The 24,314-nt window shown below is 59.3% G+C and carries 20 protein-coding genes and 1 pseudogene; 8 read left to right on the forward strand and 13 right to left on the reverse strand.

Features of this window, described 5'->3' with window-relative positions:
* Positions 1 to 109 precede the first annotated feature (109 nt).
* The gene (locus A7D21_RS04585; protein WP_069551152.1) at positions 110 to 1,870 is read right to left on the reverse strand and encodes a recombinase family protein; all 1,761 of its coding nucleotides are present in this window, start codon (positions 1,868 to 1,870) and stop codon (positions 110 to 112) included.
* Positions 1,871 to 1,920: 50 nt separating this feature from the next.
* Between A7D21_RS04585 and A7D21_RS04590 the strand changes: the two are divergent.
* A pseudogene (locus tag A7D21_RS04590) lies at positions 1,921 to 2,778 on the forward strand (YifB family Mg chelatase-like AAA ATPase); the annotation flags it as partial.
* On the opposite strand, the gene A7D21_RS04595 reads toward A7D21_RS04590, so the two are convergent.
* Positions 2,775 to 3,359 carry a TetR/AcrR family transcriptional regulator gene (locus A7D21_RS04595; RefSeq protein ID WP_069551153.1) on the reverse strand — a complete coding sequence of 195 codons (585 nt, stop codon included), beginning with the start codon at positions 3,357 to 3,359 and terminating at the stop codon, positions 2,775 to 2,777. The pseudogene A7D21_RS04590 and the gene A7D21_RS04595 overlap by 4 nt on opposite strands.
* Before the next feature lie 112 nt (positions 3,360 to 3,471).
* Between A7D21_RS04595 and A7D21_RS04600 the strand changes: the two genes are divergently transcribed.
* Positions 3,472 to 4,386 (forward strand): ABC transporter six-transmembrane domain-containing protein, encoded by a 915-nt coding sequence (locus A7D21_RS04600; RefSeq protein WP_169875525.1) that lies wholly within the window; start codon positions 3,472 to 3,474, stop codon positions 4,384 to 4,386.
* A 3-nt stretch (positions 4,387 to 4,389) separates the two neighbouring features.
* Here the strand turns inward: A7D21_RS04600 and A7D21_RS04605 are convergent, their stop codons facing one another.
* Both A7D21_RS04605 and A7D21_RS04610 read right to left on the reverse strand, forming a co-directional pair.
* Complete coding sequence (locus A7D21_RS04605; protein ID WP_053258640.1) at positions 4,390 to 6,366, reverse strand: methyl-accepting chemotaxis protein; 1,977 nt, start codon at positions 6,364 to 6,366, stop codon at positions 4,390 to 4,392.
* A gap of 178 nt (positions 6,367 to 6,544) precedes the next feature.
* On the reverse strand, positions 6,545 to 7,465 hold the full coding sequence (locus A7D21_RS04610; protein WP_053258641.1) for a LysR substrate-binding domain-containing protein: 921 nt from the start codon (positions 7,463 to 7,465) through the stop codon (positions 6,545 to 6,547).
* Between the two features lie 152 nt (positions 7,466 to 7,617).
* Between A7D21_RS04610 and A7D21_RS04615 the strand changes: the two genes are divergently transcribed.
* A complete protein-coding gene (locus tag A7D21_RS04615; RefSeq protein WP_069551155.1) occupies positions 7,618 to 9,021 on the forward strand; it encodes a NorM family multidrug efflux MATE transporter in 1,404 nt (467 codons plus the stop codon).
* Between the two features lie 128 nt (positions 9,022 to 9,149).
* On the opposite strand, the gene A7D21_RS04620 is transcribed toward A7D21_RS04615, so the two are convergent.
* Positions 9,150 to 10,814, reverse strand: a complete 1,665-nt coding sequence (locus A7D21_RS04620; protein WP_053258643.1) for a bifunctional diguanylate cyclase/phosphodiesterase — start codon at positions 10,812 to 10,814, stop codon at positions 9,150 to 9,152.
* 267 nt (positions 10,815 to 11,081) lie between these two features.
* Between A7D21_RS04620 and rep the strand changes: the two genes are divergently transcribed.
* Both rep and A7D21_RS04630 read left to right on the forward strand, forming a co-directional pair.
* Positions 11,082 to 13,091 carry a DNA helicase Rep gene (gene rep / locus A7D21_RS04625; protein WP_053258644.1) on the forward strand — a complete coding sequence of 670 codons (2,010 nt, stop codon included), beginning with the start codon at positions 11,082 to 11,084 and terminating at the stop codon, positions 13,089 to 13,091.
* Between the two features lie 58 nt (positions 13,092 to 13,149).
* On the forward strand, positions 13,150 to 13,722 hold the full coding sequence (locus A7D21_RS04630) for a xanthine phosphoribosyltransferase (protein ID WP_053258645.1): 573 nt from the start codon (positions 13,150 to 13,152) through the stop codon (positions 13,720 to 13,722).
* A gap of 134 nt (positions 13,723 to 13,856) precedes the next feature.
* On the opposite strand, the gene A7D21_RS04635 is transcribed toward A7D21_RS04630, so the two are convergent.
* The 6 genes from A7D21_RS04635 to dadA form a co-directional block, all read right to left on the reverse strand.
* Positions 13,857 to 15,779, reverse strand: a complete 1,923-nt coding sequence (locus A7D21_RS04635) for an acetyl-CoA hydrolase/transferase C-terminal domain-containing protein (protein ID WP_069551156.1) — start codon at positions 15,777 to 15,779, stop codon at positions 13,857 to 13,859.
* Positions 15,780 to 15,915: 136 nt separating this feature from the next.
* Positions 15,916 to 16,368 (reverse strand): cytochrome c5 family protein, encoded by a 453-nt coding sequence (locus tag A7D21_RS04640; protein ID WP_053258647.1) that lies wholly within the window; start codon positions 16,366 to 16,368, stop codon positions 15,916 to 15,918.
* Positions 16,369 to 16,550: 182 nt separating this feature from the next.
* Positions 16,551 to 17,099, reverse strand: a complete 549-nt coding sequence (locus A7D21_RS04645) for a cupin domain-containing protein (protein WP_003176893.1) — start codon at positions 17,097 to 17,099, stop codon at positions 16,551 to 16,553.
* Positions 17,100 to 17,215: 116 nt separating this feature from the next.
* Complete coding sequence (gene alr / locus A7D21_RS04650) at positions 17,216 to 18,289, reverse strand: alanine racemase (RefSeq protein ID WP_069551157.1); 1,074 nt, start codon at positions 18,287 to 18,289, stop codon at positions 17,216 to 17,218.
* 78 nt (positions 18,290 to 18,367) lie between these two features.
* Positions 18,368 to 18,721 carry a RidA family protein gene (locus A7D21_RS04655; protein WP_053258649.1) on the reverse strand — a complete coding sequence of 118 codons (354 nt, stop codon included), beginning with the start codon at positions 18,719 to 18,721 and terminating at the stop codon, positions 18,368 to 18,370.
* Positions 18,693 to 19,994, reverse strand: a complete 1,302-nt coding sequence (gene dadA / locus A7D21_RS04660) for a D-amino acid dehydrogenase (RefSeq protein ID WP_069551158.1) — start codon at positions 19,992 to 19,994, stop codon at positions 18,693 to 18,695. The genes A7D21_RS04655 and dadA overlap by 29 nt, the downstream gene beginning before the upstream one ends.
* A 156-nt stretch (positions 19,995 to 20,150) precedes the next feature.
* Here dadA and A7D21_RS04665 point away from each other — a divergent pair, with 156 nt between their 5' ends.
* Positions 20,151 to 20,639 carry an Lrp/AsnC ligand binding domain-containing protein gene (locus A7D21_RS04665; protein ID WP_003176896.1) on the forward strand — a complete coding sequence of 163 codons (489 nt, stop codon included), beginning with the start codon at positions 20,151 to 20,153 and terminating at the stop codon, positions 20,637 to 20,639.
* Positions 20,640 to 20,675: 36 nt separating this feature from the next.
* Here A7D21_RS04665 and A7D21_RS04670 read toward each other — a convergent pair whose 3' ends face one another.
* Positions 20,676 to 21,029 carry a YkgJ family cysteine cluster protein gene (locus tag A7D21_RS04670; protein ID WP_053258651.1) on the reverse strand — a complete coding sequence of 118 codons (354 nt, stop codon included), beginning with the start codon at positions 21,027 to 21,029 and terminating at the stop codon, positions 20,676 to 20,678.
* Positions 21,030 to 21,144: 115 nt separating this feature from the next.
* Here A7D21_RS04670 and A7D21_RS04675 point away from each other — a divergent pair, with 115 nt between their 5' ends.
* The gene (locus A7D21_RS04675; RefSeq protein ID WP_069551159.1) at positions 21,145 to 22,437 is read left to right on the forward strand and encodes an FAD-binding oxidoreductase; all 1,293 of its coding nucleotides are present in this window, start codon (positions 21,145 to 21,147) and stop codon (positions 22,435 to 22,437) included.
* Here A7D21_RS04675 and A7D21_RS04680 read toward each other — a convergent pair whose 3' ends face one another.
* Positions 22,438 to 22,662 carry a DUF1127 domain-containing protein gene (locus A7D21_RS04680; RefSeq protein ID WP_053258653.1) on the reverse strand — a complete coding sequence of 75 codons (225 nt, stop codon included), beginning with the start codon at positions 22,660 to 22,662 and terminating at the stop codon, positions 22,438 to 22,440.
* A gap of 166 nt (positions 22,663 to 22,828) precedes the next feature.
* Between A7D21_RS04680 and A7D21_RS04685 the strand changes: the two genes are divergently transcribed.
* On the forward strand, positions 22,829 to 24,253 hold the full coding sequence (locus tag A7D21_RS04685; protein WP_053258654.1) for a PLP-dependent aminotransferase family protein: 1,425 nt from the start codon (positions 22,829 to 22,831) through the stop codon (positions 24,251 to 24,253).
* Positions 24,254 to 24,314 lie beyond the last annotated feature (61 nt).

Here is a 24,314-nt window from a genome sequence, read left to right on the forward strand (position 1 = left end):
ACGGGTTGATAAAAATTCAAATTTTTAATCTACCTAATTTAATCCTATCATATGTTTTAATCTTTTCAAGATGTCGCACAGTATCAACTGATACCAAATTTGGAAAGTCCTATATCTTCAAGGGAACGATTTTAAATTCGTCATTGGCCCATTTAGCTTTTTTCTCTTCATTGCTCAAACTAGCCCACTCTTCAATCTCCCTCATGTCTTCCGCACTTTGCTCAGTTGTCGCTGGCGGTAATATATTTGCAAAAACTCCGCGCTCATGAACATGCCTTACAATGCCGCTCTTGAATCTCACTTCAGCAACCTGCAAATCAAAGTTTAAAATTATGCTTTCGACTATTAGTTTCAGCCTTGCATTTATCTTAGACCTTATTTCGAACACCTTATTTTCATCAGCCACACCATCCAACTCTTGCAGAGCCCTGACCTCATTTTTCAAATCCGCCTTTTGCTGCTCGATAGCCTCTAGAATACGAGCGTCCAAAGCGTGCAACTGAGACTTAATATCCGCAAGCCTTGCTTCATTTTCGATTGCTAGTTCCCTTTCAACATTAGAAACTCGCCCCTTCAGTTCTTTAAAGTCACGTTTGAAATTATCGAGCATTTCGCCAATAGCTACTTGTTCACTTTCAACTTTATACCGCTCATTTACGAGAAGCTCGACTTTGTCCTCATCACGCATTATGCTTTTGATATCCGCTTCTGCAAGATAGCTGAGAATCATAGCTTCAACTTTTTCATACTTCCATGATTTATACGTGCAGGAACCATACTTAGCTCTGTAACAAACTAGATATCTGCCCCCTTTTTTTGTGTCTTTCCCCTTGTTAACGTGATGAGCAACAGCCCCACATGCAGAGCAAAAGGCTATTTTTGTGAAGAGATTACTAAATCTCAACCCTTTGTTTCCCTGCCCCTCAATCTTCCGAGCATCCTTCTTTATCTGAACACGATCAAAAAGTTCTCGTGTGATTATCTGAGGAAAATAACCTTCTATCTCGCGGCCATGATTTACTCTGGTACGCTTCCCGCCAACTTCCAACCACTGCATAGGTTGGTAATTCCCTAGGACAGCTCTATTTGAAAGTATCTTTCTAACATACGTCACTTGCCAAAAGTCGCCATAGTTACTATTTTTTCTGGCGTTTTCTCTTGTGAATGTAGGCACACCCCGCTCTGTTAAAATTCGGGCTGTAGCAACTGCTCCAATATTGCTATCTGACAGACGGAATATTTCTTTGACCACAGCCACACGGGAATCTATTTCCTTTATCACCCTCTTGATGTCACCACTCCCTAACTTGATAGAGTCAACTGACAACCACAATGGGACTCTAGATGTTGCGATCTCTCCAAAATCTGCTGCACGTCTTTTTTTACTATTCCAAGCTTCTTTTACCCTCATACCTTTTTCTTGAGACTCTTTGTAACCGCGCTGTAACTCCCCAATAGCGATATAGAGCGCGCTAATATCGTCGCCTCTCCGATAGATTTGAGAGCTAGAAGTTATGGCTATTCGCACGTCCTTTTCTTGAACAAGTCTTAGTATGATTGGAAGACTTTCAAGAGGGTTTAAGCGTGTAATGCGATTTAATGCCTCTACAGCAAGATAGTCTCCCGCCTTGACTACTTCACTATCTACCGCGTCTAAAAATGCTTTAAAACGACCTTTTAGCAGGTTTTTTCCTGTATATCCCGAAACACCGAGGTCATTTAGATTCAGGCTCTCGTCTATCTGAGCGCCCTCAGCGACTATCTCAGGTCGAGCTGCAAACCGAGCTATCAGCTCCTTCTGACGGCGTAAGCTGTCACCTCTTTTTTGTTCTTCGCTACTAAAACGAATATATGGCCAGATTTTGGGCATTTTGGGACTCTTTTTCTGTAAAAGGTCTAATGGGTCCAATGGTAATCTAAATCCTGTTCAGCGGGCCACCCGGCACCGGCAAGACCTTGCTCGCCAGTCGACTGCCTGGGCTGCTACCGCCGTTGAGTGAACAGGAAGCCCTGGAAGTGGCGGCGATTCAATCGGTGGTCAGCCCGGCGCCCCTGAGCCATTGGCCGCACCGCCCGTTTCGCCAGCCACACCACTCGGCTTCCGCGCCGGCACTGGTGGGCGGTGGTTCAAAGCCGCAACCTGGGGAAATTACCCTCGCCCACCATGGCGTGCTGTTTCTGGATGAGTTGCCGGAGTTTGATCGCAAGGTGCTGGAGGTGCTGCGCGAGCCGCTGGAGTCTGGGCATATCGTGATTTCCCGGGCGCGGGACAGGGTGAGTTTCCCCGCGCGCTTTCAATTGGTGGCAGCCATGAACCCCTGCCCTTGCGGCTATCTGGGAGACCCCAGCGGGCGTTGCCGCTGCACGCCGGAGCAGATCCAGCGCTATCGCAACAAACTCTCCGGGCCATTGCTGGACCGCATCGACTTGCACGTCACTGTCGCGCGGGAAACCACCGCGCTGAACCCAACCCAACAGGACGGCGATAACACGGCGAAGGCGTCGGCAGAGGTCGCCGAGGCACGCGAGCGCCAGCAACGACGTCAAGGCTGCGCCAATGCCTTTCTGGATCTGCCAGGGCTGCGCAAGCACTGCGGGCTGGCGAAAGCCGACGAAAGCTGGCTGGAAAGCGCCTGCGAACGGCTGACCTTGTCCCTGCGCGCGGCCCATCGGTTGCTCAAAGTGGCGCGGACCCTGGCCGACCTTGAGCAAGTAGAGAACATCACCCGCCATCATCTGGCAGAAGCGCTGCAATACCGGCCGGTGGTCGCTGGCTAGTGCGCCGAGGGGAAATCCAATAGCAGCCTCGCCACTTCCATCACCTCACCCAGCACCGCGTCTGCCGACTCGGTGGACGGTTTGAGCATCAGGTCATCGGCATACCCCATTGCCAAGGCAAAGATCTGCCGGGCAGCGCGTTGGGGTGAATTACAGCGGAAAACACCTTCAGCGACTCCTTGCTCGATCACCTCAGCGAGCATGCCTTGCCATTGAGCATTGATCACCAGATAGGCCTGGGCCATCTGCGGGTCATGCATCGCCTCGTCCCATGCATCCAGCCACAGCGCCCAGCCGGCGTCGGCGGTGCACGGCAGGCAATCGCGCAAGAACCCGACCAGCGCCTCTAGCGGCGGCACGCCCACCAACGGGGCGCGGACTTCATCCAGTTGTTCATTGGCAAAACGCACAAACGCTTCGCGGCGCAACTCATTCCAATCGCTGAAGTAGTGGTAGACGTGGCTGCGGGACAGGCCGGCATGCTCGGCCAGGTCGCGGGTGGACACATCGGCAAAACCCTTGCTGCGAAACAGCTCCAGGGCAGCGGCGATGATCTGGTCTTTACGGTCAATACGCGACATGGGCAATTCCTTCGGGCGCCGATGGATGAGTGGCGCTTGCTTTTTGAGCGATCGCTCAAGGATACTTGAGCAGTCGCTCAATAATAGCGTCTATCACCCCATTGGTGCACCTATGTCATCCGTCACTCCGCAAATTCTGATCGAAGAAAGCAAGAAAATTGGCCAACAGTCCGCCAGCCAAACCCTCAAGGCAATTGCGCGGGCGTACCCTGGCAAACTGTTCTGCACGCTGTCGCTGGTTGCGCTGGAGAACGCGCTATTGCTGGCCTACCCGCTGTTTGCCGGGTTCGCGGTGGACTCGATCATCCGTGGCGATGCCGACAGTGCGTTGTTTTACGCCGCCGTGGTCTTGATGTTTTGGGTGGTCGGGGCGGCGCGACGCGCGTTGGACACCCGCACCTTCACGCGGATCTACGCTGACCTCGCCGTGCCGGTCATCCTCAATCAGCGCCTGCAAAACCACAGCACTTCAAGGGCGGCGGCGCGGGTGGTATTGGCACGGGATTTCGTCGACTTCTTCGAAAAACACGTGCCGATCATCGCGACGGCGCTGGTCTCCATCGTCGGTGCGGCGGTGATGTTGCTGGTGATCGAGCCGTGGATCGGCCTGGCGTGCCTGGGCGCACTGCTGTTGTGCACCACTTTGCTGCCACGCTTCGCCCGACGCAATCAGCAGCTGCATGAGCGCTTGAATGACCGTCTGGAGAAGGAAATCGGTTTGGTGGAAAAGGTCGGCGTGCAAACCTTGCAGCGCCACTATCACGTGCTGTCGCGCCTGCGGATCTGGCTGTCAGACCGCGAGGCGGCCGCGTTCCTGTTTATCGGTACGCTCGCCGCCCTGCTGTTTGTCGTCGCGATCAGCCAGTTGGCCCTGTCGCCTGCGGTCAAAGCCGGCCACGTGTACGCGGTCATGACTTACCTGTGGACCTTCGTCAGTAGCCTGGACGAGGCACCAGGGATGGTCGATCAGCTCGCGCGCCTCAAGGATATCGGCAAGCGTGTGGACCCGGGCCTCGGCGACCGCTAGGTCTCAACGAAACCGATCCACCTCGTGCCGCAAGCCGGCCGCCAGGGTTTCCAGTTCCTTGGCGGTAATGGCCAGGTTCGACACCACTTCACGCTGCTCGCTGTTGGCCAGCGCAATGCTTTGCAGGTTGCTGCTGAGCACATTTGCCGTGCTGCTCTGCTCCTGGGTCGCGGTGGTGATCGCGGCAAACTGCTGGCCCGCCGAGCGGCTTTGCTCGTCGATCCGCGCCAGGGCCGACGCCACGTCAGCATTGCGCGACAAGCCTTCCTGCATCAATACGTTGCCGTGCTCCATGGTGCTGATGGCGTTGCCGGTTTCTTGCTGGATGCTTTGGATCATCCCGGAGATTTCGTCGGTGGCCTGACGCGTGCGCGAAGCGAGGTTACGCACCTCGTCGGCAACCACGGCAAAACCTCGACCTTGCTCACCGGCACGCGCGGCTTCGATGGCGGCGTTGAGCGCCAGCAGGTTGGTTTGCTCGGCGATCGAGGTGATGACGCCGACGATCCCGCCAATTTCCTGGGAACGCTGGCCGAGGGTATTGATGACCGTGGCCGTGCTGTTCAGCGCCTCAGCGATATGCTCCAAAGACGACGACGCCTCCTGCATCGAGGTGCGGCCGATACGCGTCTGCTGGGCGTTTTCCTGAGCCAGTCGCTCGGTGTTGCCCATGTTGTCGGCGATGTTCAGCGAAGTCGCGCTGAACTCCTCCACTGCGCCGGCCATGCTGGTGATTTCGCCGGACTGCTGCTCCATGCCTTCATACGCACCGCCAGACAACCCAGACAACGCCTGGGCTCGGCTGTTGACCTCTTCGGACGCCTTGCGGATATGCGAAACCATGGTCGACAGCGCTTCGCCCATCTGGTTGAAGCTGCGGGCCAGTTGGCCGATTTCGTCATGGCTGGACACATTGAGGCGCGCACTCAAATCACCCGCGCCAAGGGCTTCGGCCTGGCGCACCAGGTCGCTCAGGGGCTGCAACTTACTGCGCAGCAGCCAGACCGCAGCGCCCACAGCGAGCAACATGGCCAGCACACTGCCAATGACCAGGCGAATCCCCACCGCCCAGGTCACCGCGCGAATTTCTGACTTCGGCATACTTGCCACCACCGCCCACGGGCCGCCGTCGAACGGCACCGAGACGCTGTAGAAATCTTCGTTTTTGTCACTCCAGAAGAGACCTTTACCGGGCGTCTTGGCCAGGTCGAGCATCACCGGGATTGCCTGGTCCAGCGCCTGCACACCTGCGGGTGGCACCAGCCAGTGCTTCTGTTCATCCAACAGGGCCAGGGAGCCTGTCTGGCCGATCCGGAAGCGCTTAAGGTTGTCGAACTGGGCCTTCTGGGCGTCGGTGTAGTCGAAGCCGACGAACAGCACGGCGATCACTTTGCCGGCCGCATCCCGCACCGGCGTGTACTGGGTCATGTAGGAGCGGTCGAACAACACCGCCCGGCCGACATAACTCTGCCCTGCCAGCAGGCGCTGATAGGCCGGATGCTGGTGGTCCAGGGCCGTACCGATGGCGCGGCTGCCATCCTGTTTGGTCAGGGATGTGCTGATACGGATAAAGTCTTCGCCGCTGCGCACAAATACCGTGGCCACGCCGCCGGACGTGTCCTTGAATTCGTCGACCTCGCCGAAATCGTTGTTCAACAGGTCGCTGCCCAGGAACAGGCTCGGGGTTTGTACGCCGGCCACGGCTACCGGCTGCTCGCCACGCACACTCAACCCGGCGCCGAAGCGCTTTTCAAACAGCCCGCTCAAACGCTGGGTACTCTCGCGCAAGGTGCTGTGGAAGGTGTTGAGCTGGTCGGCGAGCAAGCGCGCCTCGCTGGCCAGGTGTTCCTCGCGCGTTTCAAGGTTGGCGGAATCGAGGGAACGCAAGGCGAAAACAGTGCTGCCGCTGATGACGACAGCCAAGATTACGGCCAAGGCGAGGCCTAACTGGGAGGCAATCCGAGCGCGAGGTTGAGACATGACAGCTCCTGGCCGAGGCCAGGATCATCCTGATCTCATAGCGCTGCTCGGCAAATTATCTAGTGGGGAAACGTTGGTGCACGAAGGTTCCAACACCCCTACTTCGGCGGGCACGGGCAATACTTGAGCGCTTCACAGGGGGATCGCGCAAACGATTGTACGCACGGTGGGTAGCGCTTCAGTCCAGACGTTCCACCTGGGGCAACGCCATGGCGTTGACTTCCCCTTGGAGGAACTCCGCCAAACGGCGCAGACGCTCACCACCGGGACGGGTTTTCGGCCACACCAGGTAGTAATTCTCCCCACTGGCCACGGCGGTCGGCCACGGCAGGCTCAATCGCCCTTGGGCGACGTCTTCGGCCACCATCAGTAGATCGCCCATGGACACCCCGTAGCCTCGCGCCGCTGCAATCATGCCCAGTTCAAGCGTGTCGAATACCTGCCCACCCTTGAGCGACACCTGGGACGACAGCCCCATGCGCTCCAGCCAGTTGCGCCAGTCGCGGCGGTCGGGCGTAGGGTGCAGCAACTCCGCACACGCCAAACGATGAACATCCCATGGCCCATCGGTCAGCAGGTTGGGGGCGCCCACCGGGATCAGCAATTCAGGGAACAGGTAACAGGCCTCCCAGTCCGCCGGGAAATGCCCATAGCTCAACAGGACTGCGCAATCGAACGGTTCCTGGTTGAAGTCCACTTCATCCACGCTCATCCACGCACTCGTGAGTTGCACTTCATTGCCGGGCTGCAACGCGCGAAAGCGGCTGAGCCGCGCCAGCAGCCAGCGCATGGTCAAGGTGGACGGCGCTTTCATGCGCAGGATGTCGTCTTCGGCATTCAGGGTGTGGCAGGCCCGCTCCAACGCAGCAAAACCCTCACGTACACCGGGCAGCAGCAGGCGCGCTGCTTCGGTGAGTTGCAGGTTCCGGCCGCTGCGCTGGAACAGGCGGCAGGCGAAATGCTCTTCGAGCGTACGGATATGTCGGCTGACCGCACTTTGCGTGATCGACAGTTCCAGCGCCGCACGGGTGAACGAGTTATGCCGGGAGGCGGCTTCAAAGGCCCGCAGGGCATAAAGCGGAGGAAGGCGACGAGACATTGGGAAAGCTCCGACAGCGCAATATTGAAACCCTACCAGAATCACTCAGGCATGAGTTTTAATCATGCAAACGATCGCATTTATCGTTTTGTGCAATGTGCTCAAAGCGCCGAGAATCAACCCTTCCTCAACCCTCCGACTTTTTGAGCGTGATGATCATGCAGCATCCGGTACGTACCGAACTCTGGGCCATTCTGCGGCTGTCGGGGCCGTTGATTGCCTCACAGTTGGCACACATGCTGATGGTGCTGACCGACACCCTGATGATGGCCCGCCTCAGCCCCGAAGCCTTGGCCGGTGGCGGCCTCGGCGCCGCAAGCTATTCGTTTGTGGCGATTTTTTGCATCGGCGTAATTGCCGCAGTCGGCACCCTTGTCGCCATTCGTCATGGTGCGGGCGACATCGAAGGCGCTACTCGCCTGACCCAGGCCGGGCTCTGGCTCGCATGGCTGATGGCCCTGGTGGCCGGCTTACTGCTGTGGAACCTCAAGCCCGTATTGCTGATGTTTGGCCAGACCGAAACCAACGTGCACGCGGCGGGGCAATTCCTGACCATCCTGCCGTTCGCCCTGCCCGGCTACCTGAGCTTCATGGCCTTGCGTGGTTTCACCAGCGCCATCGGCAAGGCTACCCCGGTGATGGTGATCAGCCTGTGCGGTACGGTGCTTAACTATTTCCTCAACCACGCGCTGATAGAGGGCATGTTCGGCCTGCCCAAGCTGGGCTTGATGGGCATCGGTTTGGTCACGGCCATCGTCGCCAACAGCATGGCCTTGGCGTTGATGTGGTACATCCGCAGCAACCGGACCTACGCGGCCTACCCGCTCGGCACCGGCCTGCTGCGCCTCAACACCCAGTACTTGCGCGAGCTGTGGCGCCTGGGCCTGCCGATTGGCGGCACCTATGCGGTGGAAGTCGGGCTGTTTGCCTTCGCGGCGCTGTGCATGGGCACCATGGGCAGTACGCAACTGGCGGCGCACCAGATTGCCCTGCAAATTGTCTCGGTGGCGTTCATGGTGCCGGCGGGAATGTCGTACGCGATCACCATGCGCATCGGCCAGCATTACGGCGCCGGCCAGTTGCTGCGCGCACGCATGGCCGGGAGGGTTGGCATCGGGTTTGGCGCGGCGGTGATGTTGGGATTTGCGGCGGTGCTGTGGCTGTTTTCCGATCCGCTTATCGGGCTATTCCTCGACCATAACGACCCGGCCTTCCACGACGTGATCGTCCTGGCCGTCAGCCTGCTGGCGGTAGCGGCCTGGTTTGAATTGTTCGACGGCGTGCAGACCATCGCGATGGGCTGCATTCGTGGGCTGAAAGACGCCAAGACCACCTTCCTGGTGGGCTTGGGCTGCTATTGGCTGATCGGCGCTCCATCGGCATGGCTGATGGCGTTCACCCTCGGCTGGGGGCCGACTGGCGTGTGGTGGGGCCTGGCGCTGGGCCTGGCCTGCGCGGCCATCAGCCTGACCTGGGCGTTTGAAGCGAAAATGGAAAGGATGATTCGCCACGAGCCTGAAGCACACCCTGGCTTTCATACCGCACAGGCAGAGTAAGCGTCTTACTCAATCAACAGGTGAGAGCGGGCTTGCTCGCGAATGCGGTGGAACAGTCGATAACGTCGGTGACTGATACGCCAATTCGCGAGCAAGCCCGCTCGCACATTTTTGAGGGGAGTCGCAACTCAGCCCAACAGCGCCTGCTGGTCTTTGCCAAGCGTCAGGTATTCGACCAACTCCGGCAACGGTAACGGCTTGCTGATCAAATAACCCTGGGCCTGGTCGCAACCAAACAACCTCAACAGCGCAAGTTGCTCGGGTGTTTCCACACCTTCGGCCACCACTTCCAGGTTGAGGTTGTGGGCCAGGTTGATCATGGCGTGCACCAGCTTGCGATTTTCTTCACGCTCTTCCATGCCGCCGACAAAACTCTTATCGATCTTCAACAAGGCAATCGGCAGGCTGTTGAGGTGCACGAACGACGAAAAGCCGGTGCCGAAGTCATCCAGGGAAAACCTCACGCCAAGGCGGCCGAGGGCATCCATGGTCTGCTTGACCAGATCACTGCGGCGCATCACGGCGGTTTCGGTGAGTTCAAACTCCAGCCACTGCGCTTCCACACCCCGCTCGGCAATCAACCGGCTGAGGGTCGAGAGCAATTGGCTGTCCTGGAATTGGCGAAATGACAGGTTGACCGCCATGTGCAGCGGCGGCAGGCCGCGCTCGCGCAAGTCTTGCATGTCGCGCAGGGCCCGGGAGATGACCCAGTAACCCAGCGGTACGATCAGACCGCTCTGTTCAGCCAAGGGCACAAACTCACTGGGCGGCAACAGGCCTCGTTCGCCGTGGCGCCAGCGCACCAGCGCTTCAAGGCCGACGATGTGCCCGTCGTCCAGATCCAGGCGCGGCTGGTAGTGCAGTTCCAGTTCGTCACGGCGCAATGCGCGGCGCAGTTCACTTTCCAGGTCGGCCAGGCTGCGTGCGTTGCGGTTGATGCGTTCGTTGAAGATGTGAAAGGTGCAGCCTTGTGTGCTTTTGGCTTGCTGCATGGCGATGTGCGCGTGCCACATCAACGGGTCGGCACCGGCGCGCGCGCGAGCATGTGCCACGCCCAGGCTGCAACCGATCAAGAGGCTTTCGCCGTCTACCCAGTAGGGTTCGGCCATCGCTTCGATAATGCGTTCAGCCATCCATTCGGCGCGCTGAGGCGCGCGGCGGGTATCAATCAGCAAGGCGAATTCGTCACTGCCCAGGCGCGCCAGTTGGTCACCGGCTTCGAGTTGGCTCTTGAGCCGCGAAACCACCTGCAGGATCAACCGGTCGCCCGCCTGGTGGCCCAACGCGTCGTTGGCGTGACGGAAGTTGTCGAGGTCCAGGTGGCCAAGGGCCAAACCGCGGCCTTCGTTCTCAACCAATCGCGCCGCCAGCAAGGTCTGGAAACCCTGCCGATTGGCGATGCCGGTGAGCGGATCCTGCTCGGCCAGGCGTTGCAAGGTGTTTTCCAGCGCGCCCCGCTCACGCACGTGGCGCAAGCAGCGGCGCAATGTATCGGCATCCAGAACACTCCGGATCAGCCAATCGCTGACACCCAGCGGCGCAACCAGTGGCTCCTGCTCCAGCAGCAACACGCACGGCAAGTTGCAGCGGCCGGGACCGGGTTGCAAATGTGGCGTGGTCAACAGCACGGCGGTGTGGTCGTCATCGAATAGACGGCTCACCGAGTCCCAGTTGGGCGCACTGATCAGCACAGCCCCTTCGCCCATCGGCGCCAGGCACTCGCGCAACAACGCTGCCCACGCTGGCTCATCGGCCAGTAGCAGCAAACGCAAGGGTTCGACAGGCGTAGACAAGCTAGCTCCCTAGACTCTGCAAAAGTGTGTTGGCGGCGGGCATTATGACGCGCTGCCTGATAATCACCAATGATAAGGGTTATCAAATGCGCCGACTGTAAGGTTAAGTCGTAACCTTAGCCGTAAAAGCCTCCACATCCTGCGGCAAAGTATCAAAACCGGCAAATTTAGATCGAGTGGTACGTCACACTGTCGTTCTGTCAGAGCAGAATCCTGCGAGCCTGTTAAAATGCCCGCCCTTTTGAACAACGACTCCCTGAATTCTGTATGTCCCGACTCAACCCCCGGCAGCAAGAAGCCGTGAACTACGTCGGCGGCCCTCTATTGGTGCTCGCCGGTGCTGGCTCCGGCAAGACCAGCGTGATCACCCGCAAGATCGCGCACCTGATCCAGAACTGCGGCATCCGTGCCCAGTACATCGTCGCCATGACCTTTACCAACAAGGCCGCGCGCGAAATGAAAGAACGTGTCGGCACGCTGCTCAAGGGCGGCGAAGGCCGCGGCCTCACGGTGTGCACCTTCCACAACCTGGGTTTGAACATCATCCGCAAGGAGCATGCGCGGCTGGGCTACAAGCCAGGTTTCTCGATCTTCGACGAAACCGATGTGAAGTCGCTGATGACCGACATCATGCAAAAGGAATACGCAGGCGACGACGGCGTGGATGAGATCAAGAACATGATCGGCGCCTGGAAAAACGACCTGATCCTGCCGCCCCAGGCCCTGGAAAACGCGCGCAACCCCAAGGAACAGACCGCCGCCATCGTCTACACCCACTACCAGCGCACGCTCAAGGCGTTCAACGCGGTGGACTTCGACGACCTGATCCTGCTGCCGGTGAAGCTGTTCGAGGAACACGCCGACATCCTCGAAAAGTGGCAGAACAAAGTCCGCTACCTGCTGGTGGACGAATACCAGGACACCAACGCCAGCCAGTACCTGCTGGTGAAAATGCTGATCGGCACGCGCAACCAATTCACCGTGGTCGGCGACGATGACCAGTCGATCTATGCCTGGCGCGGCGCGCGGCCAGAAAACCTGATGTTGCTCAAGGACGACTACCCGTCCCTGAAAGTGGTGATGCTGGAGCAGAACTATCGCTCTACCAGCCGTATTCTGCGTTGCGCCAACGTACTCATCTCCAACAACCCCCACGAGTTTGAAAAACAGCTGTGGAGCGAGATGGGCCATGGCGACGAAATTCGCGTGATCCGTTGCCGCAACGAAGACGCCGAAGCCGAGCGCGTCGCGGTGGAAATCCTCAGCCTGCACTTGCGCACCGACCGGCCCTACAGCGATTTTGCGATCCTTTATCGCGGTAACTACCAGGCCAAGCTGATCGAGCTGAAATTGCAGCACCACCAGGTGCCGTATCGCCTGTCGGGCGGCAACAGCTTTTTCGGACGTCAGGAAGTAAAAGACCTGATGGCCTACTTCCGCTTGATCGTAAACCCGGATGACGACAACGCCTTCCTGCGCGTGATCAACGTGCCGCGCCGGGAAATCGGCTCCACCACCCTGGAAAAGCTCGGCAACTACGCCACCGAACGCAAGATCTCGATGTACGCCGCCACCGACGAAATCGGCCTGGGCGAACACCTGGACACGCGCTTCACCGATCGCCTGTCACGCTTCAAGCGCTTCATGGACAAGGTCCGCGAACAGTGCGCCGGCGAAGACCCGATCAGTGCCCTGCGCAGCATGGTCATGGACATCGACTATGAAAATTGGCTGCGCACCAACAGCTCCAGCGACAAGGCCGCGGATTACCGCATGGGCAACGTCTGGTTCCTGATCGAGGCGCTGAAGAACACCCTGGAAAAAGACGAAGACGGCGAGATGACCGTCGAAGACGCCATCGGCAAACTGGTGTTGCGCGACATGCTCGAACGCCAGCAAGAAGAGGAAGACGGTGCCGAAGGCGTGCAGATGATGACCTTGCATGCGTCCAAGGGCCTGGAATTCCCCTACGTGTTCATCATGGGCATGGAAGAGGAAATTCTCCCACACCGCTCCAGCATCGAAGCCGACACTATCGAAGAAGAACGGCGCCTGGCCTACGTGGGCATTACCCGCGCGCGTCAGACCCTGGCCTTTACCTTTGCCGCCAAGCGCAAGCAGTACGGCGAAATCATTGACTGTGCCCCCAGCCGGTTCCTCGACGAGCTACCGCCGGATGACCTGGCCTGGGAAGGCAATGACGACACCCCGACCGAGGTGAAGGCCGTTCGCGGCAACACCGCTCTGGCGGATATACGCGCGATGTTAAAGCGCTAAAATCGACTACTTTTTAATCTACTTTCGGCGCACACCGCGCCATTAGAGGAAGCTTTCCGTGGAAGCACTGCACAAGAAAATTCGCGAAGAAGGCATCGTGCTTTCCGACCAGGTACTCAAGGTCGACGCCTTTCTGAACCACCAGATCGACCCGGCGCTGATGAAGCTCATCGGCGACGAATTCGCCGCGCGGTTCAAGGACTCGGGCATCACCAAGATTGTCACCATCGAAGCCTCGGGCATCGCACCGGCGATCATGACCGGCCTGAACCTCGGTGTGCCGGTGATTTTCGCCCGCAAGCAGCAATCCCTGACCCTGACAGAAAACCTGCTGTCGGCGACCGTGTATTCCTTCACCAAGAAGGTGGAAAGCACGGTGGCGATCTCCCCGCGCCACCTGACCAGCAGCGACCGCGTGCTGGTCATCGATGACTTCCTGGCCAACGGCAAGGCATCCCAGGCGCTGATTTCGATCATCAAGCAAGCGGGCGCAACCGTTGCCGGCCTGGGGATTGTGATCGAGAAATCCTTCCAGGGTGGCCGTGCGGAGCTGGATGCGCAGGGTTATCGGGTTGAGTCGCTGGCGCGGGTGAAGTCGCTGGCGGGTGGCGTGGTCACTTTCATCGAGTAATCGCTGCCTGAATGCAGTTAACCCTGTGGGAGCGGGCTTGCTCGCGAATGCGCTGTGTCAGTCAATGAATAAGTCGACTGATACACCACTTTCGCGAGCAAGCCCGCTCCCACATTTGGTTTTGCGTTGGGCCGTCAGTGCGCGGTGGCCTGCAGGCCGGCGAGCAATAAACGCTGATACAAATCCTCTTTCAGCCCCTCGGGTTTAGCCAACCGCATCCGCTCCAGATGCTTGGGAAACGCCTCCGGCTCCGGTGCATCCAGCGCCGCTTTGCCCAACTCCAGAATCTCTGTCAGCTTGAATTTGCTCTTGAGCCAGTTCAACGCTCGCAACAGATCCTTTTCCTCATCCGTGAAGTCAGTGCCCAGCGGGTACTCCGGAAACAGCCGGCGATGGCGGGCCTGAATACCCTTGAGCCGCTCCGGTGTGTTGTCGGCAAAGCGCGGGGCCAGCTGGAAGTCATTGGGTAACTTGCCGGCCTTCTGCGCCTGTTCGATCAAGTCCCCCTGAAAGCGCGAGTCGGTAATATTCAGCAGCGCCTCGATCACTTGGGCATCCGTCTGCCCACGCAAATCGGCAATCCCGTACTCCGTGATGACGATATCGCGCAGGTGTCGAGGAATGGTGCAGTGGCCGTACTCCCAAACGATATTGGAACTGACCTGCCCCGCCGACTCGCGCCAGCTGCGCAGGATCAATATCGAACGTGCACCTTCCAGCGCATGGCCCTGGGCAACGAAGTTGTACTGCCCGCCGACGCCGCTGAGTACATGGCCGTCCTCCAACTGGTCCGCTACGCCAGCCCCAAGCAACGTCACCATGATTGCACTGTTGATAAACCGCGCATCCAGGCGCTGCAGGCGCTTGAGTTCTTCCTGACCGTAGAGCTCGTTGATGTAACTGATGCGGGTCATGTTGAATTCGAGGCGCTTGGCGTGAGTCATTTCCTGCAAGCGCTGGTAAAAACTGCGCGGCCCGAGGAAGAAGCCGCCGTGGATCGAAATGCCGTCAGGTTGAGCCGCGTCATCCAGCGTGCCGGCGTTGGCTTGCTGCTGTGTCGCCACATCCGGGTAGACCTTGCGCCGGATAATGCCGGCATCGGCCAGCACCAGCAGCCCGTTGACGAACATTTCGCTGCAGCCATAAAGGCCACGGGCAAAGGGCGCGACGCCGCCTTCGTGGCTGATCAAGGGCGCCCACTGATACACATCGAGGTCGGTCAGCAGCAGCCGATAGGCTTCGTTATCGGCCTGGCGCGCCAACAAGGCGGCGGTCAGCGCATCCCCCATGGAGCCGATACCGATCTGCAAGGTGCCGCCATCGCGCACCAGAGTACTGGCGTGCAGGCCGATAAAATGGTCCTGGAGGCCCACAGGCATATTCGGTGTGGAGAACAGCGTGGTGCTGTCCTTTTCGTCGATCAGGTAGTCGAATTCGCCCATGCCCCACTCGGCGTCACCGGGCATGTAGGGTAAGTCGCTGTGCACTTGGCCAACGATCAGAATGGTTTCACCGGCCTCACGGCGCTTCTCGATCATGGGCAGCAGGTCCAGCGTGATATCGGGGTTGCAGCTCAGGCTCAGGCGATCCGGGTGCTCAGGGCTGCTGGCCACCAGCTGCGCCACCAGATTCAGGCCGGCCGCGTTGATGTCGCGTGCCGCGTGGCTGTAATTGCTGCTGACGTAATCCTGCTGCGCCGATGCACTGTGAAGCAGGCTGCCGGGCTGCATGAAGAACTGCTGCACGCGGATATTCGCCGGCAGGCTGTCCTTGTGCAGGTCGGCGAGGAAATCCAGCTCGGGGTAATCGCCGAACACCCGCTCGATAAAAGGTTCGAGAAAGCGTTTTTGCAAGCCATCGCCCATCGTTGGTCGGCCCAGGGCCAGCGCGGTGTAGAGGGTCAGCGCCCGCTCCGGCAACTTGGCGATACGCCGATACAGCGCATTGACGAACAGATTCGGCTTGCCCAGGCCCAAGGGCATGCCCATATGGATATGCGCCGGCAAACGCGCCAGTACGTCGTCAACTGCTTGCTCGATTGAACACAACTGCACCATCCGACCCTCCTGACATTCCATGATTAGGGGTTGGACCGAGCTTGCCGGGTCTTTGCTGCAATGAACAGCCTCGAAATACAAATTCCAGGCACAAAAAAGCCGCTCGTAAGCGGCGTTTTTGGCGAAGATCGGCGGGTTACAGGCCAGACATCTTCTTGATTGCACCTTCAAGGTCGTCAAGGCTGCAATCAGTACAGGTGCCCATCGGCGGCATAGCGTTCAAACCGTGTTTGGCGACCTGCGCCAAACCCTTGGTGCCTTTCTGCGGGTCCTCGATCTTGAGCTCTGCCAATACGGCATCCACATGGCCAAGCCGCTCTTTCCAAGCAGCCGCGTCACCGATTTTCGGAGCATTCAGCAACCCGCTGCCGTGGCACGCATTGCAATGCTTGGCGATCACCTCGTCCGGCGTTTTCGCACCGCCGCCGCCGCCCACTGCCACGGCCACTTCCATCCCTTTGCATTCCTGGCCCTGAACACAAACTTGGCCGACAGGCTCCAGGCGCTTGGCAATTTCATCATTGGTCGCAGCTTGAGCGCTGACAGCCCATAGGGCCAGTACGGTTGCTGGTGCAGCCAGCATTTTCATAATTAGGTTCACGCGTTCACCCTCAATGGTGGCTATTCACGCCTGCGGCCACGGTTTCGCAGGCGGCGAAAGTATAACGGTTAGCCCGCCCGGCTGAAACAACCCTATTAAATAAAGGGAGATTCAGCTTCGCGGAATGCAGCTACGGGTGTCTCTGCACCACTGGCAGGACGCCTCTTCTGTCAGAAGTTCGCGGGTGTGGCTGCGCTGATTAGTCGCGCCGGCACGTCGAACGGATTACGAAAACGATGAGGCTTGGTGCTTTCAAAGTAGTAGCTATCGCCAGCTTCGAGCACAAAAGTTTCAAGACCGACCACCAACTCCAGGCGGCCTTCCACCAGGATCCCGGTTTCCTCACCTTCGTGGGTGAGCATTTCTTCGCCGGTGTCGGCGCCCGGCGGGTAAATTTCGTTGAGAAACGCAATCGCCCGGCTCGGGTGCGCGCGGCCCACAAGTTTCATGGTGACGGCGCCGTCAGAGATGTCGATCAGCTCATTGGCTTTATAGACGATCTGGGTCGGTATTTCCTGGAGGATCTCCTCGGAAAAGAATTCGACCATGGACATGGGGATGCCGCCCAGCACCTTGCGCAAGGAGCTGATCGAGGGGCTGACACTGTTTTTTTCGATCATCGAAATGGTGCTGTTGGTGACACCCGCACGCTTGGCGAGCTCGCGCTGGGAAAGACCCTTCAGTTTACGGATGGATTGCAGTCGTTCGCCGACGTCCAATGCAGGAGCCTCCTAGGATTCAGGCTTTGTTGTAATTGAGCGTTATCATGGCGACAGCGTTCAGTATTTACAACACTTGGGCCTAAATCCCGGCCAGCTCTGCTCGTAGGCGGCGTTCAAGCCCCGGAATAGAGCCTTGGCACCCGGCGCAGGTTGCAGAAGATCTGGTAGGGGATGGTCTCGGCGGCGGCCGCAACGTCGCTGGCGAGGATGTTCTTGCCCCACAGCTCAACGGGGGAGCCGAGGCCGGCCTCAGGCACGTCGGTGAGATCGACACACAGCATGTCCATGGACACGCGGCCCAGCAATTGGCTGCGCTGCCCCGCCACCAGCACCGGCGTGCCGGTCGGCGCGTGGCGCGGGTAGCCGTCGGCATAACCCATGGCAACCACGCCAATGCGCATGGGTTTCGGCGTGATGAACTTGGCGCCGTAGCCCACCGGTTCACCGGCCGGCAGTTCGCGCACGCAGATGACTTTCGATTCCAGGGTCATCACCGGCTGCAAACGCGCGGCGATGGCCTGCTCCTCACCAAACGGCGTGGCGCCGTAGAGCATAATGCCCGGGCGCACCCAGTCGCTGGCCACGTTCGCCCACCCCATCACCGACGGCGAATTGCGCAGGCTGACTTCGGCCGACAGGCCTTGGCGCGCCGCTTCAAACACCTCCACCTGTTCATTGCTGCGCACACAATCGAGTTCATCGGCACGCGCGAAATGGCTCATCAGTACAATTTTCGCCACTTTGCCGCTGGCCAGCAGGCGCTGGTACGCCTCGTGATAATCCTTAGGATGCAACCCAACACGGTGCATGCCCGAATCCAGCTTGAGCCAGATAGTCAGCGGCGTGCTCAACCGTGCTTGTTCGATCGCTTCCAACTGCCACAGCGAATGCACCACGCACCAAAAATCGTGCTCGATGATCAGCGGCAGCTCGTCGGCCTCGAAAAAACCTTCGAGCAGCAATACCGGCGCACGAATACCGGCAGCACGCAGCTCCAGCGCTTCCTCGATACACGCCACGGCAAAACCGTCGGCCTCGGCTTCCAGCGCCTGGGCGACGCGCACGGCACCGTGGCCATAGGCATCGGCCTTGACCACGGCGAGGGCTTTGGCCCCCGTGACTTCACGGGCCAGTTGATAGTTATGGCGCAGGGCTTGGAGGTCAATCAGGGCACGGGCAGGACGCATGGCGGCAGGCTTCTAGGCGGCGAGTAAAGAAAAAACCGGCACCGACCAACAACGTCGGCACCGGGAGAGGGATCTTGGTTAAGGCAGCGCGGCCACGACGGACAGCTCCACCAGAATTTCCGGTTCACATAGCTTGGCTTCAACCGTGGCGCGGGCCGGAGCGACGCCTTTGGGCAGCCATGTGTCCCACACCGCGTTCATGCCGGCGAAGTCGGCATCGATGTCTTTCAGGTAAATCGTCACCGACAACAGCTTGGTTTTGTCAGTGCCGGCCAAATCCAGCAACCGCTCGATATTGGCCAGGGTTTCACGGGTCTGCTGTTCAATCCCGGCACTCATGTCGTCGCCGACTTGCCCTGCCAGATACACGGTACCGCTGTGAACAACGATCTGGCTCATGCGCTCATTGGTGAGCTGGCGCTGGATGGACATGTTTTGCGGACTCCTGAGGGTTGCCGTAACGGGAAATATCGAGGCCTTCGGCGCTGATCTGCGGCGTTTTCTTCGCCATCAGGTCGGCCAGCAAACGACCAGAGCCACAGGCCATGGTCCAGCCGAGAGTGCCGTGGCCGGTATTCAGGAACAGGTTCTTGAACGGGGTGGCACCGACAATCGGCGTGCCGTCGGGCGTGGTCGGGCGCAGGCCGGTCCAGAAAGTGGCTTCGGTCAAATCACCGCCCTGAGGATAAAGGTCGTTGACGATCATCTCCAGGGTTTCGCGTCGACGTGGGTTCAGCGACAGGTCAAAACCGGCTATCTCAGCCATGCCGCCGACGCGGATGCGGTTGTCGAAACGGGTGATCGCGACCTTGTAGGTTTCGTCGAGAATGGTCGACGTCGGCGCCATTGCCGGGTTGGTGATCGGCACGGTCAGCGAGTAACCCTTGAGCGGGTACACCGGCGCCTTGACTCCCAGCGGCTTGAGTAATTTCGGCGAATAACTGCCAAGGGCCAGTACATAGCGGTCGGCGGTTTCAAGCTTGCCGTCGATCCACACGCCGTTGACGCGGTCACCCGCGTAGTCGAGGCGCTGAATGTCTTGTTCAAAGCGGAACTCCACGCCCAGCTGTTTGCACATCTCCACCAGGCGCGTGGTGAACATCTGGCAGTCGCCAGTCTGGTCGTTGGGCAGGCGCAGGGCACCGGCGAGGATGTCGGTGACGCTGGCCAGGGCCGGTTCAACGCGGGCGATACCGGCGCGGTCGAGCAGTTCGAACGGCACACCGGACTCTTTCAGTACGGCGATGTCCTTGGCCGCACCATCGAGTTGGGCCTGGGTGCGGAACAGCTGGGTCGTACCGAAGCTGCGGCCTTCGTAGGCGATACCGGTCTCGGCGCGCAGCTCGTCGAGGCAGTCGCGGCTGTACTCGGACAGGCGAACCATGCGTTCCTTGTTCACGGCATAGCGGCTGGTGGTGCAGTTGCGCAGCATCTGCGCCATCCACAGGTATTGATCGATATCGGCAGTGGCCTTGATCGCCAGCGGTGCGTGGCGTTGCAGCAGCCATTTGATCGCTTTGAGCGGTACGCCCGGGGCGGCCCATGGCGAGGCATAACCAGGGGACACCTGGCCGGCGTTGGCGAAACTGGTTTCCATGGCAGCGGCGGGCTGACGGTCGACCACGACCACTTCAAAGCCGGCCCGCGCCAAATAGTAGGCACTGGTCACACCAATGACGCCGCTACCCAAGACCAGAACGCGCATTTTTATATCCTCATCACGGGCTTAGCCGCTGACGTGTGTTATTCGAGCAATGATGGGCGCAGTATAAAAAGCAATCACCAGTGCATTTCACTATATAAATGCCTATATTTGGCGACAATTCTCGGCAAAAACCCTTTTCACAGAGGCGTATCCCCTATGCGTACCAACACCCAGACCAAGCGGGAGCTGGACAAGATCGACCGCAATATCCTGCGCATCCTGCAAACCGACGGGCGTATTTCGTTCACCGAGCTGGGGGAAAAGGTCGGGCTGTCGACCACGCCGTGCACTGAGCGGGTTCGCCGCCTGGAGCGTGAAGGAATCATCATGGGGTACAACGCGCGGCTCAACCCGCAGCATTTAAAGGGAAGTTTGCTGGTATTTGTCGAGATCAGCCTCGATTACAAGTCCGGCGACACCTTTGAAGAGTTCCGCCGCGCCGTGCTGAAACTGCCCCATGTGCTGGAGTGCCACCTGGTCTCAGGCGACTTTGACTACCTGGTGAAGGCGCGGATTTCCGAGATGGCGTCGTACCGTAAATTGCTTGGCGATATCCTGCTCAAACTGCCCCACGTGCGCGAATCCAAAAGCTATATCGTGATGGAAGAAGTGAAAGAGAGCCTTAACCTGCCCATCCCCGATTAACTGACCCGACTGCGTCAGCTTGACCGCGTGCAGCCGCTATACCAGCACCTGCCGAGTGCTGGCCATGTAGTCGTGGATCTGCTTTTCGACCCGTGGATGAATCAGTTCCACCGGCCCGCGGCCGTTGGGGCACGGTAAGGTCTTTGTGGTCCCGAACAAGCGGCAGATCAGCGGACGCTCGTCATACACCGTGCAGCCATTCGGCCCGAGGTGCACACAGTTCAGCTCGTCCATGGCCGCGTCCTGCTCGGCAGCAGTCTTACGTGGCAGGCGCGACATCTCCTCGGGCGAGGTTGTCACTGGCCCACAGCAGTCGTGGCAACCGGGGACGCACTCGAACGAAGGAATCTGTCGGCGCAGCGCGCTGATTTTCTGACTGTTGCAACTCATCGAAACACGTACCGAACGGCGAATAGGCATGGATTCTGCCGCAAAAAGCCCTGATGAGACAGCTTCGTCCGACCGCTGTATCCTGCGTCAAATTTTCCAAACAGGGATGCTCCCGATGACTGCCCGCGCCCGGCACACCACTTCCTACTACGCCGCCAGCAGCGTGCCGCAACCCGATTACCCGGCGCAGGCGGGCGAAGTGAGCGCCGACGTCTGCGTGATTGGCGGCGGTTATTCAGGGCTTAACACGGCGCTGGAGTTGGCCGAACGGGGTTATAGCGTGGTGTTGCTGGAGGCGCGCAAGATCGGCTGGGGCGCCAGCGGCCGCAATGGCGGCCAGTTGATTCGCGGCGTCGGCCATGGCCTGGAGCAGTTCGCCAACGTGATCGGCACCGACGGCGTGCGCCAGATGAAGCTGATGGGCCTGGAAGCCGTCGAGATTGTGCGCGAGCGCGTCGAGCGCTATCAAATCCCCTGCGACCTGACCTGGGGCTACTGTGACCTGGCCAACCAACCTCAGCACTTGCAAGGCTTCGCCGAAGACGCCGAAGAACTGCGCAGCCTGGGCTATCGCCATGAGGTGCGCTTGCTGCAAGCCAGCGAAATGAGCAGCGTGATCGGCTCCGACCGCTATGCGGGCGGGATGATCGACATGGGCTCCGGCCATTTGCACCCGCTGAACCTGGCCCTCGGCGAAGCGGCCGCCGCGCAGCAGTTGGGCGTGAAGCTGTTTGAGCAGTCCGAAGTGACGCGCATCGACTACGGCCCCCAGGTTAACGTGCACACAGCCCTTGGTAACGTACGCGCCAAGACCCTGGTGCTGGCGTGTAATGCCTACCTCAATGGCTTGAATCCGCAGTTAAGCGGCAAAGTGCTGCCCGCGGGCAGCTACATCATTGCCACCGAACCGTTGAGCGCAGCGCAGGCCGCCAGCCTGCTGCCGCAGAACATGGCGGTATGTGATCAACGGGTGACGGTGGATTACTTCCGGCTCAGCGCTGACAACCGCCTGTTGTTCGGCGGTGCCTGCCACTATTCCGGACGCGATCCTCAGGATATCGGCGCCTATATGCGGCCAAAAATGCTTAAGGTGTTCCCGCAACTGACGCACGTAAAGATCGACTACCAGTGGGGCGGCATGATCGGCATCGGCGCCAACCGTCTGCCGCAGATCGGCCGACTGACCGATCAACCCAACGTGTATTACGCCCAGGCCTACGCAGGGCATGGCCTCAACGCCACGCACCTGGCCGGCAAGCTGCTGGCCGAAGCGATCAGTGGCCAGCAGCAGGGCCGTTTCGATTTGTTCGCCCAGGTGCCGCACATCACCTTCCCCGGCGGCAAGCATCTGCGCTCGCCGCTGCTGGCGCTGGGGATGCTGTGGCACCGATTCAAAGAATGGGTGTAATCAGTCACGCCAGAACGGTTTCAAACCTTCATGGCGCGCCTGCTCGGCGCTGAGTCCGATGTCACGCAGTTGCTCGTGAGTCAGGCTCAGCAAGGCCTTGCGCGTGTGGCGACGGTGCCAGAAAAGACTCCAGCGGCCGCAGGCGGGCGTCGACATCGCCGGCTCCTGCCCCGCTTCCAACTCCTGACTGTGTAATGCCAACCGCACATCGCTCATGCCGCTCATTTTGCTGCCCCTCATTTGCCTGTTGCCATGAGTGACTAGCTTGAGCGCGCGAGCAAAACCATTACAGATTCAACCAACTCTTATTAAATCAATACAGATGCTGCCTTCAGGGGGCTGAATCCTGTATTTTCTGTGTATCTGTAATGGTCCACCGGGAGCGACCGCCATGACCCTCTACGTCAATCTCGCCGAAGTGCTGGGCACTCGCATAGAGCAGGGCTTCTACCGCCCCGGCGATCGCTTGCCCTCGGTACGGGCTTTGAGTGTGGAACACGGGGTCAGCCTGAGCACCGTTCAACAGGCCTATCGCTTGCTGGAAGACAACGGCCTGGCGATGCCCAAGCCCAAATCCGGCTACTTTGTGCCGGTCGGGCGTGAGCTGCCGGCCCTGCCCGAAATCGGCCGCCCGGCCCAGCGGCCGGTAGAAATCTCGCAGTGGGACCAGGTGCTGGAACTGATTCGCGCAGTCCCCCGCAAAGATGTCATACAGATGGGCAGGGGCATGCCGGATGTATTGTCGCCGACCCTCAAACCCCTGCTGCGCAGCCTCGCAAGGATCAGTCGTCGCCAGGATATGCCCGGACTGTATTACGACAACATCCTTGGCTGTATGGAATTGCGCGAGCAGATCGCGCGTCTGTCTCTTGATTCCGGCTGCCAACTCAACGCCGAAGATATCGTCATCACTACCGGTTGCCATGAGGCACTGTCCGCCAGTATTCATGCTATTTGCGAACCTGGGGATATCGTCGCAGTCGACTCGCCAAGCTTCCACGGTGCCATGCAAACCCTTAAGGGCCTCGGCATGAAGGCCCTGGAAATCCCCACAGACCCGCTCACCGGTATCAGCCTCGAAGCACTGGAATTGGCCCTGGAACAGTGGCCGATCAAGGTCATCCAGCTGACGCCGAACTGCAACAACCCCTTGGGCTACATCATGCCGGAAGCCCGCAAACGCGCACTGCTGACCCTGGCCCAACGCTTTGATGTGGCGATCATCGAAGACGACGTGTATGGCGAACTGGCCTACAGCTACCCGCGCCCACGCACGATCAAGTCCTTTGACGAAGATGGCCGCGTACTCCTTTGCAGTTCGTTCTCGAAAACCCTGGCGCCTGGCTTGCGCATTGGCTGGGTTGCGCCGGGCCGCTACCTGGAGCGGGTGCTGCACATGAAATACATCAGCACCGGCTCCACGGCGACACAGCCGCAGATCGCCATTGCCGAATTCCTCAAAAATGGCCACTTCGAACCGCATTTGCGGCGGATGCGTGCACAATATCAACGCAATCGCGACTTAATGCTCGATTGGGTCAGTCGCTATTTCCCAGCGGGTACACGGGCGAGCCGGCCTCAGGGCAGTTTCATGCTGTGGGTCGAGCTGCCCGAAGGTTTCGACACCCTCAAGCTCAATCGCATGCTGGCCGAACAGGGCGTGCAGGTGGCCGTGGGCAGTATCTTCTCGGCTTCCGGCAAGTACCGGAACTGCCTGCGAATGAACTACGCTGCCAAGCCAACCCCGCAGATCGAAGAAGCGGTGCGCAAGGTCGGCGCCGCGGCGATAAAAATGCTCGCCGAGACTGCAGACTGACCTTTCGCAGGAATTAGCCGTCATATGCCGACAATTGCCCTGATGTGGAAGCAGCGCCCTT

The sequence above is a fragment of the Pseudomonas sp. AP19 genome, from assembly GCF_001728855.1.
GTDB lineage: Bacteria > Pseudomonadota > Gammaproteobacteria > Pseudomonadales > Pseudomonadaceae > Aquipseudomonas > Aquipseudomonas fluorescens.